Here is a 17,066-nt window from a genome sequence, read left to right as displayed (position 1 = left end):
CGGATGAGGATAAATAAACGATGCCTAAAGCATAAGGTTTCTAAACGATCGCAATTATAGTAAAGAGATAAATACAATTTTTGATAGAGTTTGGCAGAATAAAGCCATGATCAAATGAGTTTAAGCTCTGTGCTGTTCATTATGCATACAAACCGCCACCCCTCATCATCAGAGCGAAAATTTATAACGATTTGTGTCATACCTATTAGGAAAAACATAAACTTGGCAAAATAATCACCAAAATCAGCGTAATACTTCGCAAAAATGCGCATTGATTCACACAAACAACACACATTCAATTAACTACCTCACAAAAAATAGAGCTAGCTATATAAAATAAATACTAAATACCAATTCTGTTTATTTATAGACGTAGTTTGCAGGCTTATTAATTCATTTCTCCGATAGAAGTATAAATAAGAGATAGATCACTAAAGTTTCACATTAATTCCGTATATTTCACGCCGTAACAATAACAAAATCACAAAGAAAGGATCCCTTATGAAGTTTTCCAAATCTCTTTTGGTAGTGGCAGTGGGCGCTGCGCTAGCAGGATGCGGCTCAGACAGCGACAATTCTCCAGTAACCTGCGAGACTGCAGATTCTTGTACAAAGTTCACCGTTCTCCACACTAACGATAACCATGGTCGCTTTTGGCATAACAGCGACGGCGAATACGGCATGGCTGCGCGTCACACTTTAATCGAATCTATCCGCGCAGAAGTCGAAGCAAAAGGCGGTGAAACCATTCTGCTATCTGGCGGTGATATTAATACCGGTGTACCAGAATCAGACATGCAAGATGCGGTTCCAGACTTCGTAGGGATGAACCTACTTGGTTACGATGCAATGGCTGTCGGTAACCACGAATTTGATAACTCACTAGATATTCTCGATATGCAAGCCGAGCTAGCTGACTTCCCTATGCTGGCTGCGAATATCTATAAAAAAGATACAAACGAGCGTTACTTCGACCCTTACAAAGTATTTACTATCAACGGCCTTAAGATCGCTGTTATTGGTCTAACAACGCAAGACACTGCGAAGCTAGTCAATCCAGACAACGTATCAAACATCCACTTCGAAGACCCTCAAGTAGAAATCAAAAAGGTACTGAAGGAAATCGAAGAGAACGAAAAGGTAGACCTAGTATTTGCAACGACGCACATGGGTCACTACGAAGACGGCAAAAACGGTAGTGAAGCACCAGGTGACGTTAAACTCGCTCGCTCTCTTGAAGAAGGACAGCTAAACGCTATCATCGGTGGTCACTCGCAAAACCCTGTATGTATGGAACCAGGTACCAATGAGTATGCTGATTTCAAACCTGGGGATGATTGTGCCCCAGACCAACAAAAAGGCACTTGGATTATGCAAGCGCATGAGTGGGGTAAATATGTGGGTCGTGCTGACTTCGAATACTACGACGGCAAGCTTCACTTAGCGAACTACGCACTGATTCCTGTAAACCTTCTAGACGAAAACGATGAAGTTATCGGTGAACGAATTCAACAAGATGCAACAGTAAAAGCGTTACTACTGCCATACCAACAACAAGGTCAAGAGTTATTAGATGAGAAGATTTCTAATACGACGGGTAAGTTAGAAGGTGATCGTAACGTAGTTCGCTCTCAACAAACTAACCTAGGTCACCTACTCGGCGAGGCATACCGTACTTACAAAACGGTAAATGCTGACTTTGGTGTGATGAACTCTGGCGGCGTGCGTGATTCAATCCAAGATGGTGATATCACTTACCGTGACGTACTAACGGTTCAGCCATTTGGTAACTTCGTGACTAAAGCAACTATGACAGGTAAAGAAGTTAAAGAATACCTAGACGTGGTTGCGACGAAATCTGCAGGGTCTGGTGCTTACGCTCAACTAGATAACATCACTTTAGATGTAAACTGTGATGCTGGCTCAGTAACCATTACCGATATTAACAATAAAGGCTTCGATCTAAACGAAACGTACACATTCTCTGTAATCAGCTTCAGTGCTGCTGGTGGCGATAACTATCCAATCATCGATGTTCAATCTACACAGCTAACCGATGCATACGTTTTGCGCGAGTTCTTCGTAAACAACCCACAAATCTCTGCGGATAACTACAACAAGAACTTAGAGAACGTCAAGTACTTCAGTAATGGCCAACCAGTAAAAGGTTGTCCTGCAACTGGTAGCTAATACTCAACACCTTACCCCTGGCGCTAAGAGCTTTTACAAGCAATTTCGTCAGGGCTTTCCTTAAAACCGAAGCTTTGTGCTTCGGTTTTTTATTTTCGATAAATTACTGAAAACTCTCCACCTTCACAATATGTTCAAAAATTGTTCATTTGTGTTATTGACGCCCCTGTGTTGGGCTTCTATGTTTGATAAGGTCTTTTAAATATGCAGGTTCATCGGCTAAATTTCGCGAAACATTTTCAATCGCACAGTCAATGATTCTGAGAAAGATGTGAATGGCGTTACAAACACTGCTCTCAAACAATTTGTCTTTGGACTTCAAACGATGGTGATGTGCCTCCACGCGCACACTAATGAGCAGCGATCTGGACGTCAATGTGTTCAAACTGCTGCCATCGAGTTCTGGAGGTCAAAAATGAAACGAGCCAGCAATAGCTACAGACTCCAAATGATCAAAGAAGTAGTTACCCGTAGAGAGCGTGAAGCTTGTACGGATCCTATGGCGAGATACATTCATCAACTCATGGATGAACGCCCAACAAGTAAATTAGATGTTGAATTCAATCATCGATTTTCAGGAAATCACTTCGACGAACAAGCGGGAGGCTGGGTTAGCGACCGTTGGTCGATGAAATAACGCCAATTACCGCTTTATAGGGAAAATGGATAGGAGATTCCCGGTTCTTAAAGGACACCTTGCCGGACCGGGAATATGTAAAAGCCTAATCAGAACCGAAAGCGAAGGCGTAACCCACAGACTGAACAAGAGTTCTAGAATAAGTCTTGTTGAGGCGATGACTCATCTTGAAGCTGTTCTGGCTTCGTCTTCCCTGCCAACATCTTTCTTCTGTACCTTTGACGACACAACTTAATAACGTGCAACTGCTGAGCGGGGGTTAAGTTAAGCCAATTAAACCTTTCCTCTCTCTTTCTCATACACCCCTTGCAATACCCTTTTTCATCGGAGGTACATACTCCAACACAAGGGCTTGGGACAGTAAAAAACTCCAGTTGCTCCATACTAAAACCGCTCTTTCCATATTAGGGCGTATTGGCCTAGTTTAAATAATGAGAAGATTAGTCAGCAACAAAACTTGCTATATACTTCGTTATGTCAAAAACATACGAAACCATAACCTTATGCTGACAAAAACAGTGTTTTATTACTTATACTTACCGCGTTTATAAAAACGGAGTCTATAAAATGAAGCTTAGCCTAAAAACGTTAGTTACAGCAATCTCTCTCCCTGTTCTTATGACTGCTTGTGCTAGCAACGGTGATGATGTGAAAGAAATAACGGCTCAAGATTTGCAGCACCACAACTGGGAACTTGTTCAAGTTGATGGCAAAAATATCGTTCTAGACGAACACCAAAAAGCGGCTCGCCTAGAAATCGGTGAAAATCTAACCGCAAACGGCAACGCAGGTTGTAACAACTTCTTCGGTCAAGCCGAGCTGAAAAACAACCAACTACGCATCGAAAAAATGGGCATGACCATGAAGATGTGTATGGAAGATCAAATGAAGATCGAAAACGCAATGACACAAACACTATCTAACTGGAGCGATATCACGCTAACTAAAGATGGTCTTGTTCTGAAAAGTGCCGATCACGAATTGACGTTTACACTACGTGACTGGGTAAACTAATCCCAACTAAGTAAACCAGATAGTATCTTAAAGCAGCCAAACGGCTGCTTTTTTTATATCGATGAATCGTTAGTCATGCATGCTAAAGTCATTTAAATGGCCAACTTTCTTTCTCTTTTCGCCCTCAATTCCATGCTTTAGACATCAATTTTGCTCTGTAAAACAACCTATTCATATCTCTGGGGACAATAATTTTCAATTACTTGAAAGAATATCCTCAAACAAACGGTCCGCTCCTAAAATGACACCAAATTTGTCCTTTATTCGTTTTGCTTCACATTGAGAGTAATTCTTTGAATCAATGAGTGATTCCGTTTGGGATTGGCATTGATAATAGAGAGAGATGAATTACTATCCTTGTAACAGAGCGGAACGACTTGCGAAAACGTCAATAGAAACGAAAGCAAGAACCAAAAGACATAACACGGAATAGATATGAAAAAGCTACTCAGCAGCATTGGCATTTTAGCCACGACTTTTGCGACACCTTCTTTTGCCGATTCATCAGTGAATAGCGAATGGCAAAAAATCGAACAGCAAGCCGACGGGCAATCCGTCTACTTTCATGCTTGGGGCGGAAGCCAAGAAATTAATCGCTACATACAGTGGGCGAGTAGAGAGCTAAAATCACGTTATAACGTGACGCTAAACCACGTTAAAGTAACTGATATTTCTGAGACCACTACTCGACTTATCGCAGAAAAAGCGGCAGGCAAAAACAGCGGTGGCAGTGTTGATATGGTTTGGATCAATGGCGAAAACTTCAAATCAATGAAGGATAACCAATTGCTATTTGGTCCTTTTGTCGAAGGTTTGCCAAGCTGGCAATATGTGGATAAATCTCTACCAATTGATGTGGACTTCTCCGAGCCAACAGAAGGTCTAGAAGCACCTTGGGGAGTAGGACAATTAGTGTTTATCCATGACGAGCAAACCCTCCATAACCCTCCAAAATCATTCGCAGAAATGCTGAGCTATGCAAAAGCGTTCCCGAATCGCCTGACTTACCCTCGACCACCAGAGTTTCATGGCACAAGCTTTATCAAAGCATTACTCATTGAACTGTCTAACAACGCCCCTGAGCTGCAACAACCAGTTACCGATGACACGTTTGAGCAAGTCACTCAACCGCTGTGGTCTTATCTAGATGAGTTCCATAAAGTCGCTTGGCGCGGTGGTAAGCAGTTTCCAGGTGGTACAGCAGAAACCCTTCAGCTACTAGATGATGGTCAGACTGACCTGGCGATTACCTTTAACCCGAACGCGGTTTTCTCTGCGCAGTCGAGCGGTAATCTTGCAGAGAGCACCAAAGCGTACGCCATGGACGCAGGAGCACTCTCAAATATCCACTTTTTAGCGATTCCTTGGAACGCAAATGCCAGTGCTGGTGCACAAGTTGCGATAAACTTTTTATTGAGCCCTGAAGCACAGTCTCGCAAAGGTAACCTAAACATCTGGGGCGACCCTTCGGTACTAAGCAACCAATACCTAACTGGTTCGGCCAAAAACACTCAACAATTCAAATCTATCGCTGAGCCACATCCAAGTTGGCAAGCGGCGTTAGAAAAAGAATGGTTGAAACGCTACGGGAATTAGTAAGAATCCATGTTAAGAGCGCTGTATTTAGTCATTATCGCAGTTTGTATTTTGCCTACCATTCCGGGACTACTTGGAGTGGTGGTATCTGCGCTCGGTTATGTACCTCCTATCGGTCTACACCACTTTTCTTTTGATGGCTTCAATGCCGTCTTTGATTGGGAAGGTGTTTGGACATCCATCGGGCTTACTTTCTACTCCGCCATTTTCAGTAGCTACTTGGCTTGCTTCATCGCATTTGCAATTCTACAAGCCTCTTGGGGCAGTAAGTTTTGGCGAAAAATTGAAGTTAGCCTTTCCCCACTTCTCGCGATGCCGCACGTCGCGTTTGCAATTGGCTTTGCGTTCTTGTTTGCCCCAACTGGTATGGGCGTTCGTGTTCTCAACCAACTGTTTGGTTACGACCCGAATGCACAAACGGTGAATGACTTAGCATTGCTGATTAAGGACCCACATGCACTCGGTTTGGTCATCATGCTTGCGATTAAAGAAGTGCCGTTTTTATTGTTGATGAGTATTCCGATCCTTCAGCAATTGAAAGTCGATAAGGTTGAAAAAGTCAGTCACTCGATGGGCTACAGTTCCGCGCAAGCGTGGTGGAAATGCGTATTTCCGCAATGGTTAGCAAAACTTCGTTTCCCAATGCTGGCGGTATTGGCTTACAGTTTGTCCGTTGTCGATGTCGCCCTGATTATTGGCCCTACCAACCCACCCACGTTTGCGGTTTTGGTATGGCAATGGTTTAACGATCCAGATTTATCGCTCCTACCAAGAGCTGCCGCTGGCGCAGTAATACTGTTTGCGATCGCTAGCCTTTTGATTGGATTTGCACGCTTAATGGAATGGTGTATTACCAAAGGCTTCAAACGCTGGCAGTACTCTGGTCGAAACGGTTTTCGTTTACCCGGTAAAACCCTATTTTCACTGGTCGCGCTACTTGCACTTCTAATGATTCCACTCATGGTGGTGTGGAGCTTTGCTCAACGTTGGCGCTTTCCAGATTTGCTCCCAAGCCGTTACAGCCTGCGTTTTTGGGAATACGAATGGCACAGTATTCTTGGCACGCTGGAACAGAGCATGCTGATTGCCGTTATCAGCGCGACTGTCGCTCTAGCCCTTGCCTTGATCGCACATGAGTATCGCCTTCGTTATCGCTGGCAGGTGCCCGGTTACATCATCGCCATCCCAATGCTGATTCCTCAGCTATCCGTGCTATTCGGTATGCAAGTAGTGACGCTGTACTTAAACAGTAACGCGTATTTCTTTTGGGTATGCTGGGCGCATGTGTTCTTCGCATTCCCATTTATTTACCTCTCGCTAGACGGGCCGTGGCGCAGCTTCGATAACAGCTTAACTCGCGTCGCACTCAGCTTGGGTAAAACACCGATGCAAGCTTGGTTAAAAGTGAAACTGCCAATCCTCCTGCCTGCAATTGCATTCGCGTGGGCTGTCGGTATTAGTGTCAGCCTAGCGCAATACCTACCTACATTAGTTCTAGGGGCTGGGCGCATTAGCACCATCACAACCGAAGCCGTTGCACTATCCAGTGGTTTTGACCGACGTGTCACCGCTATTTACGCCATTTGGCAAGCTCTGCTGCCATTCTTGTTCTTCTCTTTTGCGATACTGCTTAGCCACTTGCACAGGAAGTATCGCCGCTTGTCTATAAAAGGTTTACTACTGAATGAGTCTTTGTCTCGAAAACCTCGCCATCCGTAAAACCAATGGTGACGCGCTTTTTTCAGCGTTCAACATGACCGTAGAGAAAGGTGAAATTGTTACTCTGATGGGACCAAGTGGTTGTGGTAAATCCACTTTGTTGGATGCCATTGCCGGGCACCTATCCGCCGAGTTCAACTACTCTGGATCCATTACGCTTGATAACGAAAAGTTGGATGCCCTCCCTGCCCATAAGCGTCAGGTCGGTATTCTATTCCAAGAAGATTTGCTCTTCCCTCATTTAACGGTGTGGGAGAACCTTGCCTTCGCGCTACCAAACTCAATCAAAGGTGAAGAGCGTAAAGCTCACGCTATGCAAGCGCTGAAGAACATTTCATTGACCAAACTAGCAGAGTCCTTTCCTGACCAAATTTCGGGAGGGCAACGCGCCCGTATTTCATTGACTCGTATGCTGCTAGCAAAGCCGAAAGTTGCGCTACTTGATGAGCCCTATAGCAAGTTGGATAAAGACCTGCGTGTACAATTTCGCAATTGGGTGGTCGAACAATTGCAGCAAGCGAACATTCCTACTTTGATGGTAACGCACGATGAAGATGATATTCCTGATGGCAGCCGCTGCCTAAACTGGCCGTGGGAGACAAATCATGCTTGATAGCCTGAGTATAAAGCTCATCCGCAAACCGCTGGCACTCAGTGCGACATATATCGATAAATGTGGCATCACCGCAAATCAGACGACAATATTTGGTTTTGTGCTTGGCTGTTTTGCCCTGCCTGCTTTGATCGCCGAACAGTACTTGTTGGCGTTGCTGTTTATTTTGCTGAACAGAATCTGTGATGGGTTAGACGGTGCACTGGCAAGGATTCAAGGCATTACCGATGCGGGTGGCTTTCTTGATATCAGCTTAGATTTTTTGTTCTATTCGTTGATTCCTTTTGGCTTTGTGCTTGCCAACCCAGAACACAATGCCGTTGCAGGCGCATTTTTGATTTTTTCCTTCATCGGCACTGGTAGTAGCTTTTTGGCTTTTGCCATCATGGCAGGAAAACAAGGCATCGATAATCCGGTATATAAAAACAAATCGCTTTACTACATGAGCGGCTTAACCGAAGGTACAGAAACCATTGGCTGCTTGGTTTTATTTTGTTTGCTACCGCAACACTTTGCCGTCATCGCGTATATCTTTGGCGCGGCATGCTGGTTTACTACTTTTACACGTATTTATTCAGGGTTTCATACGCTTAACGATCATTAATACTGCTTAGACAATCGCGTTTCCTTAAGGGACAGGCCGCTAAGCCACTGTTTTATAAAGCACCAAAACGCAGGTTAAATTGGGGTATATACTCTTTGAATGAAGAAACCATTCGGAGGCTATATGAAAAAACAGATCAATTTAGGCATGTTGCTCACCATTACTTGTGTGCTCGTGCTTGGCGGCTGTAGCTCACCTAACCCGTACGGAGATGCATACGGCTCATCCGACACTCGCAAAGTTCAGCAGGTTTACTACGGCACAGTAGAAAAAGTAGAACCCGTAACCATTGATGCCTCTACCCAATCCAATGCCATTGGCACCATCGCTGGTGCTGCCGTGGGCGGGATCTTAGGCTCAAAAGTTGGGGGCGGTTCTGGCTCGGATATCGCTGCCATTGGTGGTGGTCTATTGGGTGGCTATGCAGGCAGCAAAGCGGCTGAAGCAACCGCGAAAAGAAATGGCGTGAATCTGACCATTCGTTTAGAGGACGGAAAGATTATCTCTATTGTTCAAGAAGCAAATCCAAACATGATTTTCCAACCAGGCCAAGCGGTCCAAATCAATGTTTCTGGTAATGACGCTAGAGTCGTTCCTCGTTAATTCGGACGAACCAAACCTTTGGCCTGCTTTAATTCAAACACCTAACCCGCGCAAGCTTACATCACTGGCTTGTTAACTTGCGCGTTTCTTTTCGTATCAAACTTGATCGTCGTCAATGGAGCATCAATCTCCCACACCTTTCGATGTTCAAATGACATCAAGTTGCTAGCATGAGCCCATTCCAGATAACTTTGGGCTTGTTATGACTCCGACTGTTGACCACGTACTCCTTAATATCGCGCTAAACCTCAGCTCAAATCGCTCTCACGAGCAGCAATATCAAAATCTCATTGATGGGGTCGCGCAAGTATTCCCATGTGATGCGAGCTGCCTGTTTATCTTCGATGAGGATGGTTTTCTAACTCCTGTCGCGGTAAAAGGCTTATCCAGCTCGGTCTTAGGTCGTCGCTATTTCCCCAAGGCGCACCCTCGCTTAGATGCCATTATTCATAGCGGTGAACCGGTGCGTTTCGATGCCGATTGTTCACTGCCGGATCCTTTCGACGGCACACTATTAACTGAAGACCAATGCATTGATGTTCACGATTGCATGGGCTTTAGCTTGTATGTCGAAGGCCAACTTGTTGGCGCACTAACGATGGATGCACTAACGGTGGGCGCGTTTGATGGCATCGATCCTGTCGCTATCGAAACCTTTGCGGCATTGACCGCTGCGACATTGCGTAACATTGCTCAGTTAAAAGCACTCAAAGCGCAAAACCAGAAGCAAAAAAGCGTCACTCAAACCCTTATCCAGCAAGCCCGTTCTCAACATGGCGAAATGGTGGGTTTGAGTCCGCAGATCAACCAGTTACGAAACAACATTGCGACTGTTGCTCAATCAGATTACGCGGTACTTATCTTAGGAGAAACCGGAACTGGTAAAGAACTGGTCGCGCACTCGGTACACGCGCAATCTCATCGTAGCGATAAGCCGATGATTTACGTCAACTGTGCGGCTTTACCAGAAGGTCTGGCTGAGAGTGAACTGTTTGGCCATGTCAAAGGCGCATTTACAGGTGCTAATAGCCACCGTGCCGGTAAGTTTGAACTGGCAGACGGTGGAACGATTTTCCTTGATGAAGTGGGCGAACTGCCTTTGATTTTGCAAGCAAAATTGCTGCGCGTAATTCAGCAAGGCGAGCTGCAACGTGTAGGTAGCGATCAGCATTTGATGGTCAATGTGCGCATCATCGCCGCGACCAATCGACAATTAGAAAAAGAGGTCGAATCTGGCACGTTTCGAGCTGACCTTTTCCACCGTTTGAACGTGTTCCCAATCCAAGTCCCCCCACTGCGTGCCCGTAACGGGGATATTCCCGTTTTAGCAGGATATTTGTTGGAAAAAGTACGCCAACAATTCAATGCACCCAATCTGCACGTTCATCCTAAAGTGTTGACTCAATTGGAATCTTCACCTTGGTACGGAAACGTGCGCGAGCTCGAACATACTTTAACTCGCGCGGCTTTGCACGCCATTCAACAAGGCGCAAGCACGATCATGCTTAACCATTTCGACACCTTATTGGCTCTCGGTGATGTAAAAAACACATCGCATTATTTACCCAAAGAAAGCCAACCAATGCGAGAACTGATAGAAAGCTATCAACGTGATTTAATTGAACATGCTTTAAGCCAAACTGGTGGCGTTTGGGCAAAAGCAGCGGAGTTTTTGCAAATGGATCGCGGGAACTTATATCGAATGGGTAAAAAGCTCGGGATCAATAAATAACCGACCACAAGAAGTCGATGTGATTAAGACATCAACTGCGTTGTCTTAATTACATCAACCACTCTCCTAAATCTGATAAAATTCAATACAAATCAACAAGATAATAATTGGCACACATTCTGCTCTCTAGTGGTCAACATCACGACTATTAAAACAATCACTGGAGAACCCAATATGTTCTGTATTCAATGTGAACAGACAATTCAAACCCCTGCTGTTAAAGGTTGTTCTTTTGCACAAGGTATGTGTGGTAAAACTTCTGAAGTATCTGACCTTCAAGACGTGTTGGTTTACACACTGCAAGGGGTTTCTTTTTGGGCATCAAAAGCACTTGAATTCAACATCATTAACGATGAAATCAACCAATGGGCACCAAAGGCATTTTTCTCTACATTGACGAACGTAAACTTTGACCCTGAACGTGTCCTAGAGCTAACTTCTCAAGCGGCAACGTACAAAGCATTGCTAAAAGAGCAAGTAATGTCTGCTGCAACACTCGCCGATACCGAAGTTGCTGACATCCCTGTTGTTGCTCACTTTGAGCTACCAAATAGCGCAGAAGCAATCTTAGCTTTTGCTCCTCAAGTCGCGGTTAACCGTGGTAAGGACCAAGTACATGAAGATGTTATTGGCCTACGCTTACTTTGCCTATACGGCCTTAAGGGTGCCGCAGCATACATGGAGCACGCACGTGTTCTTGAGCAAACCAACAACGATATCTATGCCGAATACCATGAAATCATGGCGTGGTTGGGTACAGACCCTGAAGATCTTGGTGAACTACTTGATTGCTCAATGCGCATCGGCCTGATGAACTACAAAGTGATGGAAATGCTCGACCAAGGTGAAACAATGACCTTCGGCCATCCAGAACCAACCTCGGTGAACGTCAAGCCAGTAAAAGGCAAATGTATTCTTGTTTCTGGCCATGATTTGCATGACCTAGAAAAAATCCTGCAACAGACTGAAGGCAAAGGCATTAACGTTTATACCAACGGTGAAATGCTGCCTGCACACGGCTACCCTGAGCTGAAGAAATATCCTCATCTTGTCGGCAACTACGGCAGCGCATGGCAAAACCAACAGAAAGAATTCGCAAACTTCCCTGGCGCAATCGTAATGACGTCAAACTGCTTGTTGAATCCAAATGTGGGTCAATACGCAGACCGTTTATTCACTCGTAGTATTGTTGGCTGGCCTGGTGTGGCTCACATCGAAGGCGATGATTTTAGCCAAGTGATTGAATGTGCTCTAGCGCAAGACGGTTTCCAACACGATGAAATCGAACACCACATCACGGTTGGTTTTGGTCGCAATGCACTGATGAACGCCGCCCCTGCGGTTATCGACCAAGTGAAGCAAGGCAACATCAAACACTTCTTCCTAGTCGGCGGTTGTGATGGTGATAAAGCGGAACGCAGCTACTACACCGATTTTACGGCTGAAGCGCCAGAAGACACGCTAATCCTGACCTTGGCGTGTGGTAAGTTCCGCTTCAACAAGAATACGTTCGGAGATATCAACGGCATCCCTCGCCTATTGGATGTGGGCCAATGTAACGATGCTTACTCTGCAATCCAGCTTGCACTTGCACTGGCGAAAGAGTTTGACTGTGATATCAATGAACTACCACTCACGCTTGTGCTTTCTTGGTTCGAGCAAAAAGCGATCGTTATCTTGCTAACGCTATTTGCATTGGGCGTGAAAGGCATTTACACAGGCCCTACTGCACCGGCATTCCTAACGCCAAACCTAATCGCCATCATCCAAGAGAAGTTCGATATGCGCAGTATTGGCAATGTTCAGGATGATCTAAAAGCCATCCTAGCAGCTTAATAAACTTGCTTGTTACGCGCCTCCTTACGCGGAGGCGCTATCTATTTCGAACCAAAAATAGCCACAACCAAAGAGATTGTTATGTTTTTTGAATGGCAAGGTAACCAACCCGTCACACTCCGTTGCATCGACAAATACTTCGAAACACACGACACCGTCAGCATCAAATTGGCTGAACTAACCGAGTCACTTCTGTTTCAGTTTAAGCCTGGCCAGTTTATTAACTTAGGCGTGGAAATTGATGGAAAAATGGAGTTTCGTGCCTATTCAATCAGCTCGATCAATGAAGACGATCACCTTCAACTCACCATCAAACGAGTATCTGGCGGTAAAGTATCGAACTACATCGTTGACTCGCTGCTGCTTGGTGATACCGTTCAAGCATTACCACCAGCGGGCGAATTTAACTGCATTGACCATCCACCCGTTTTACGTGATGGCGAAACAAAAGCCTTGCTTATCAGTGCAGGTTGCGGCGTCACGCCCGTATTTTCGATGGCAAAACACTGGCTGAGTAATCAAGATGAAAACGACAACGATGTGGACATCGCATTTCTTCATATCGCACGCAGCCCAGAAGAGACGATTTACTACGATCAGCTAGAAACGTTAGACGCCGTATATCCCAACTTCCATTTAAAGCTGTTGCTGAAAAACCGCGAAGGAACGTCACACCCACAAGGTCGTTTGAATGCCGAATGGATTAAAGAGCTTGTTCCTGATTTCAAGCAACGCATCGTTTACCTGTGTGGTCCAAGCCAGTTTATGCAAGATGTTCACGGCTATTTGAATGATCTTGGTTTTGACATGACGAACTTCTACCAAGAGAGTTTTACGCCAGCGACTGGCGCAGAATCATCGGTCTCCGATGAGACGGTTAACGTTTCTGTTCCTGATTTTGCTCAAAGCATCGATGCGCAAAAAGGTCAGGTACTGGCCGATGTGCTCGAAGGCGCAGGTTTACCATTAATCGTCGCTTGTCGAAGCGGGATTTGTGGCTCGTGTAAATGCAAGGTTCGTAAAGGCAACGTCTCTTCCACCAGCCTAGAAACATTGACGCCAGAAGAAATTGAACAAGGCTATGTGCTCGCCTGCTCATCAACCATCGAAGCGGATCTTGAAGTGCAGATCGGTTAATGCTGCTGGTATCGATCTTTTATTGTTTCCCGTCATTCCGGCGAGCCTAGGCGAGATCAGGAACCTAATATCAGCGTGTTAAGAATAACTCATTCTGATAATAGACTCTGAATCACACTCGCGTCTCGCTATTCAGATTGACGGGGTATCGCGGAAATGCCAGCCGTACTCAAACGGCTGGTATTATAGATAGGTACAACTTTCGTTTCGTCGTCATTGCTTCTCGCTAAACAACAACACTTTCAATGCTGCTTCGCTGTCTACGTCCATAAACTCTGGCGGGTTATCCAGACGCTCACGGAATGTCAACTCTGGCGCTTCTTCTTTCATGCTTTCAATCAAGAAGTCGCTTGTCACAGATGGCGAGTTCACACATGCCATCACTTGACCACCGTCTGCCAACAAATCCGGCAACCGACGTAAAATCTTTTTGTAATCTTTAGTCAGCGCAAAGCTGCCTTTCTGGAATGAAGGCGGATCGATGATAATCAAGTCATACTGACCAGATTTCTTAATCTTACCCCACGATTTAAAGATATCGTGCCCCATAAAGCTTACCTGGTTGATGTTATGACCATTTAGCTTGTGGTTCTCACGACCTTTAGACAGCGACGCTTTTGCCATGTCGACGTTAACCACTTTATCTGCGCCACCCGCAATGGCAGCGACAGAAAAGCCACACGTGTAAGCAAACAAGTTAAGCACGTTTTTATGCTTCGCATTTTCCCGTACCCAATCACGACCGTAGCGCATGTCCAAAAACAGACCGAAGTTTTGATTGCGGCCAATATCCAATTGGTATTTCAAACCGCTTTCTTCAACGACAGGGCGAGCGTCTAATTCACCGACAAGCACTTCTGAAGGCGCACCATCGGCATAACGGTGCTGAAGAACCATAGTGCGACCTTGCTTGTCTGCCCACAGTGGTGATTGTGCCAACGCATTGAGGCCGTTTTTCAGCTCAGCGAGAAACGCGTCGTCGACTTCTTTAAACAAGTTGATAATCACCTGACCTTGTAACCAATCACAGGTGATTTGCTCTAGGCCCTCAAAACGACGGCCACGACCATGAAACAGTCGACGAATTTCGTTAGGAGCTTGCGCGAGCTCGGTTTCTAGATGCTGAAAGAACAGCGGAAGTTGTGATGCTTGCATCGAGTTCTCTTATTAGTTTTCTTTGTGACGGTTATTTGATCGTAGGCCAGTTCAGTTCCCAAGGGGAAAGCCAAGTATCCAAACCCTGAGAGACTATTTCACTGAGCCATTTGTTACCCAGCACTTGGTATTCTCGTGGGTCGCAAACAAAGCGATATTGCTCATCTCGGTATTGGAAGCAAAGTGAAAATGCATGCAGATAACCGCGATCAGCCTCATTGCCTGCATTGTAAATCGGGTCGCCAACAATACCTGAGCCAACCGATTTTAATGCCACGCGGATTTGATGCGTTTTACCAGTGTGTGGCTTACATAAAAATAGGCGCTCTCCGGGCTCTGCCGCAAGAGAGAAAAACTGGGTGACGGCTGGGTTATTTTTGCTGTTGACCAGCTTCCATGATGAACGGCGCGAACGCTCCATATCACCAACGACCAAACCTTGTTTCTTTTTCGGCTTTTTAGAGCCAATCGCCAGATAGAACTTTTCCACTTGGCGGTCAGCAAAAGCTTGCGATAACGCACTAGCCGCTTTGGCGTTGCGTCCGAGGAGCAGAATACCCGATGTCATTTTATCCAAGCGATGGATAAGATAAAGCTGCTCATCACCACTCTGCTTAGCCACTTCTTGCAGCAGCATTGTGTCGCCATCGTCTTTATGAACAGAGACGTTGGGATGCTTATTGATGATCAGAAAATCGGGATGGGTATGTAGAATATCGAACATAAAAAACTGGCTCCACGTTTGGAGCCAGCAGTATACATAAGTTACCGGACAAAGCTATCGAGGCTTGCCCCAAGGTCTTTGCTAAAGCTTCTTAGAGAAAATGCCAGCAAGGCCAATGATTGCGATACCCAGCAGCATGATTTCACCTTTGCCACTATCAAAGCCAGACTTAATCCCCATAAAGGCAACAATAGCAATCGCAACAGGAATCAGGTATTTAACTAGGTTGTACCACAATCCAAATAGCGGGAAGGATACTTCGCCGTCATTAGTGATCTCTTTTTCTAGCTCAGCACGGCTTAGGCGCCATCCAGCAAAGATACAAACCAACATACCACCAACCGCTAGGAAGATTTTGTCCGTTAGCAAGTCGAAAATATCAAAGGCACCGGTACCAAACAGCGTTGGTCCCATTCCACCTAACGATAGTGACGCAAAAATACATAATGCCGCCATAACTGCGCTTGCAGACAGAACTGCGTTAGAGCGCTTCATGCCTTTCTCGTCGATTAGGTAAGACACGACAACTTCCAATAATGATACTGAAGAAGTTAATGCCGCCACCGTCAAACCGATGAAAAATAGCAACGCGAATAGCAACCCAATCACACCGCCCATTTCAGCAAATAGCTGAGGAACGACAACGAATACAAGACCAGGGCCTGCCGCAGGCTCCATACCAAAGGCAAACATTGCTGGGAACATAGCAACACCAGCAAGAATCGCGACACCAGTATCCATCGCTGTAACCATACCGGTTGTTTGAACTAGGTTCTCTTTCTTCTTCAGGTAAGAACCGTACGTCATCATACAACCCATACCTAAGCTAAGTGAGAAGAACGCTTGCCCTAGAGCAGCAAGAACCACATTGCTGTCGACTTTAGAAAAGTCCGGCATGAATAAGAACTCAAGACCAGCCATTGCACCTGGCAGCATCAAGCCTTTAACAGAAACAACGATTAGGATTAAGAACAGAAGCGGCATCAGAACCTTACCAGCTTTCTCAATACCACCCGAGATCCCTTTCATCACAATCATGACGTTAAGGAACAGGTAAACACCCATCCACATTAAAGGTTGAATCGGATCTGAGATGAAACCGCCAAAGCTGTCGCCAATTGCTTCTGGCGCGCTGAGTAGACCACCACCCACTTTAAAGATATAGGCCAATGCCCAACCACCAACCACAGGGTAGAAGCCCATGATCAAAAGACCACTGAAGACTCCCATAACGCCAGTGAACGTCCAGCGTCGGTCAGTTGTTTTGAATGCACCTACGGCAGAAAGACCTGTCTTACGACCAATAGCGAACTCTGTCAGCATCACGCTAAAGCCGATAAAAATTACAAAGATAAGATAGATAGCAACGAATGCACCGCCGCCACTCTCACCTGCTGTGTAAGGGAATTTCCATATATTGCCTAAACCGACAGCGGAACCCGCTGCTGCCATTACGAAGCCTAGTTTAGACCCCCACGTATCACGTGGTGCTGCTGTATTAGTTGT

Annotated in this window: 15 protein-coding genes; 11 read left to right on the top strand and 4 right to left on the bottom strand. The window is 45.5% G+C overall.

The features are described 5' to 3' along the window. Positions 1-501: 501 nt before the first annotated feature. Positions 502-2,190, top strand: coding sequence for a bifunctional UDP-sugar hydrolase/5'-nucleotidase UshA (gene ushA, locus R7041_RS15065; protein WP_017820852.1), 1,689 nt, complete (start codon positions 502-504; stop codon positions 2,188-2,190). A 415-nt stretch (positions 2,191-2,605) separates the two neighbouring features. Further along, on the top strand, positions 2,606-2,827 hold the full coding sequence (locus R7041_RS15060) for a hypothetical protein (protein ID WP_005386686.1): 222 nt from the start codon (positions 2,606-2,608) through the stop codon (positions 2,825-2,827). A gap of 134 nt (positions 2,828-2,961) precedes the next feature. Here the strand turns inward: R7041_RS15060 and R7041_RS15055 are convergent, their stop codons facing one another. Further along, positions 2,962-3,210 (bottom strand): DUF1289 domain-containing protein, encoded by a 249-nt coding sequence (locus R7041_RS15055; protein ID WP_005378062.1) that lies wholly within the window; start codon positions 3,208-3,210, stop codon positions 2,962-2,964. A gap of 184 nt (positions 3,211-3,394) precedes the next feature. Here R7041_RS15055 and R7041_RS15050 point away from each other — a divergent pair, with 184 nt between their 5' ends. The 9 genes from R7041_RS15050 (at position 3,395) to R7041_RS15010 (ending at position 13,681) form a co-directional block, all read left to right on the top strand. Then, on the top strand, positions 3,395-3,841 hold the full coding sequence (locus R7041_RS15050) for an META domain-containing protein (protein WP_005378077.1): 447 nt from the start codon (positions 3,395-3,397) through the stop codon (positions 3,839-3,841). Between the two features lie 435 nt (positions 3,842-4,276). Continuing rightward, positions 4,277-5,437, top strand: a complete 1,161-nt coding sequence (locus R7041_RS15045; RefSeq protein ID WP_042522009.1) for an ABC transporter substrate-binding protein — start codon at positions 4,277-4,279, stop codon at positions 5,435-5,437. A gap of 9 nt (positions 5,438-5,446) precedes the next feature. Then, positions 5,447-7,156, top strand: a complete 1,710-nt coding sequence (locus tag R7041_RS15040) for an ABC transporter permease (RefSeq protein WP_064368062.1) — start codon at positions 5,447-5,449, stop codon at positions 7,154-7,156. Further along, the gene (locus R7041_RS15035) at positions 7,122-7,769 is read left to right on the top strand and encodes an ATP-binding cassette domain-containing protein (protein WP_042522013.1); all 648 of its coding nucleotides are present in this window, start codon (positions 7,122-7,124) and stop codon (positions 7,767-7,769) included. The genes R7041_RS15040 and R7041_RS15035 overlap by 35 nt, the downstream gene beginning before the upstream one ends. After that, positions 7,762-8,373 (top strand): CDP-alcohol phosphatidyltransferase family protein, encoded by a 612-nt coding sequence (locus R7041_RS15030; RefSeq protein ID WP_005378090.1) that lies wholly within the window; start codon positions 7,762-7,764, stop codon positions 8,371-8,373. Before R7041_RS15035 ends, R7041_RS15030 begins: the two co-directional genes overlap by 8 nt. A gap of 123 nt (positions 8,374-8,496) precedes the next feature. After that, positions 8,497-8,976, top strand: a complete 480-nt coding sequence (locus R7041_RS15025) for a glycine zipper 2TM domain-containing protein (protein ID WP_031778989.1) — start codon at positions 8,497-8,499, stop codon at positions 8,974-8,976. Between the two features lie 202 nt (positions 8,977-9,178). Then, a complete protein-coding gene (gene norR / locus R7041_RS15020; protein WP_064368061.1) occupies positions 9,179-10,708 on the top strand; it encodes a nitric oxide reductase transcriptional regulator NorR in 1,530 nt (509 codons plus the stop codon). 174 nt (positions 10,709-10,882) lie between these two features. Then, positions 10,883-12,544 (top strand): hydroxylamine reductase, encoded by a 1,662-nt coding sequence (gene hcp / locus R7041_RS15015; RefSeq protein WP_042522020.1) that lies wholly within the window; start codon positions 10,883-10,885, stop codon positions 12,542-12,544. A gap of 81 nt (positions 12,545-12,625) precedes the next feature. Next, the gene (locus tag R7041_RS15010) at positions 12,626-13,681 is read left to right on the top strand and encodes a hybrid-cluster NAD(P)-dependent oxidoreductase (RefSeq protein ID WP_064368058.1); all 1,056 of its coding nucleotides are present in this window, start codon (positions 12,626-12,628) and stop codon (positions 13,679-13,681) included. A 213-nt stretch (positions 13,682-13,894) separates the two neighbouring features. Here the strand turns inward: R7041_RS15010 and R7041_RS15005 are convergent, their stop codons facing one another. The 3 genes from R7041_RS15005 to R7041_RS14995 form a co-directional block, all read right to left on the bottom strand. Then, positions 13,895-14,836: a class I SAM-dependent methyltransferase gene (locus R7041_RS15005; RefSeq protein WP_064368054.1), complete on the bottom strand. Its 942-nt coding sequence runs from the start codon at positions 14,834-14,836 to the stop codon at positions 13,895-13,897. 31 nt (positions 14,837-14,867) lie between these two features. Next, complete coding sequence (locus tag R7041_RS15000) at positions 14,868-15,560, bottom strand: TIGR01621 family pseudouridine synthase (protein ID WP_025766861.1); 693 nt, start codon at positions 15,558-15,560, stop codon at positions 14,868-14,870. An 81-nt stretch (positions 15,561-15,641) separates the two neighbouring features. Next, positions 15,642-17,066 (bottom strand): sodium-dependent transporter (locus tag R7041_RS14995; RefSeq protein ID WP_318074664.1); only part of this gene is annotated, 1,425 nt, incomplete at its 5' end.

Source organism: Vibrio sp. 1751, from assembly GCF_033339895.1.
Classification (GTDB): domain Bacteria; phylum Pseudomonadota; class Gammaproteobacteria; order Enterobacterales; family Vibrionaceae; genus Vibrio; species Vibrio alginolyticus.
This window is presented reverse-complemented; position numbering and strand designations above follow the sequence as displayed.

What these genes read in the sequence shown, in the direction of transcription:
- ushA (WP_017820852.1), top strand. Translation starts at nt 502, where the DNA reads ATGAAGTTTTCCAAATCTCTTTTGGTAGTGGCAGTGGGCGCTGCGCTA.
- R7041_RS15060 (WP_005386686.1), top strand. Translation starts at nt 2,606, where the DNA reads ATGAAACGAGCCAGCAATAGCTACAGACTCCAAATGATCAAAGAAGTA.
- R7041_RS15055 (WP_005378062.1), bottom strand. Translation starts at nt 3,210, where the DNA reads ATGGAGCAACTGGAGTTTTTTACTGTCCCAAGCCCTTGTGTTGGAGTA.
- R7041_RS15050 (WP_005378077.1), top strand. Translation starts at nt 3,395, where the DNA reads ATGAAGCTTAGCCTAAAAACGTTAGTTACAGCAATCTCTCTCCCTGTT.
- R7041_RS15045 (WP_042522009.1), top strand. Translation starts at nt 4,277, where the DNA reads ATGAAAAAGCTACTCAGCAGCATTGGCATTTTAGCCACGACTTTTGCG.
- R7041_RS15040 (WP_064368062.1), top strand. Translation starts at nt 5,447, where the DNA reads ATGTTAAGAGCGCTGTATTTAGTCATTATCGCAGTTTGTATTTTGCCT.
- R7041_RS15035 (WP_042522013.1), top strand. Translation starts at nt 7,122, where the DNA reads ATGAGTCTTTGTCTCGAAAACCTCGCCATCCGTAAAACCAATGGTGAC.
- R7041_RS15030 (WP_005378090.1), top strand. Translation starts at nt 7,762, where the DNA reads ATGCTTGATAGCCTGAGTATAAAGCTCATCCGCAAACCGCTGGCACTC.
- R7041_RS15025 (WP_031778989.1), top strand. Translation starts at nt 8,497, where the DNA reads ATGAAAAAACAGATCAATTTAGGCATGTTGCTCACCATTACTTGTGTG.
- norR (WP_064368061.1), top strand. Translation starts at nt 9,179, where the DNA reads ATGACTCCGACTGTTGACCACGTACTCCTTAATATCGCGCTAAACCTC.
- hcp (WP_042522020.1), top strand. Translation starts at nt 10,883, where the DNA reads ATGTTCTGTATTCAATGTGAACAGACAATTCAAACCCCTGCTGTTAAA.
- R7041_RS15010 (WP_064368058.1), top strand. Translation starts at nt 12,626, where the DNA reads ATGTTTTTTGAATGGCAAGGTAACCAACCCGTCACACTCCGTTGCATC.
- R7041_RS15005 (WP_064368054.1), bottom strand. Translation starts at nt 14,836, where the DNA reads ATGCAAGCATCACAACTTCCGCTGTTCTTTCAGCATCTAGAAACCGAG.
- R7041_RS15000 (WP_025766861.1), bottom strand. Translation starts at nt 15,560, where the DNA reads ATGTTCGATATTCTACATACCCATCCCGATTTTCTGATCATCAATAAG.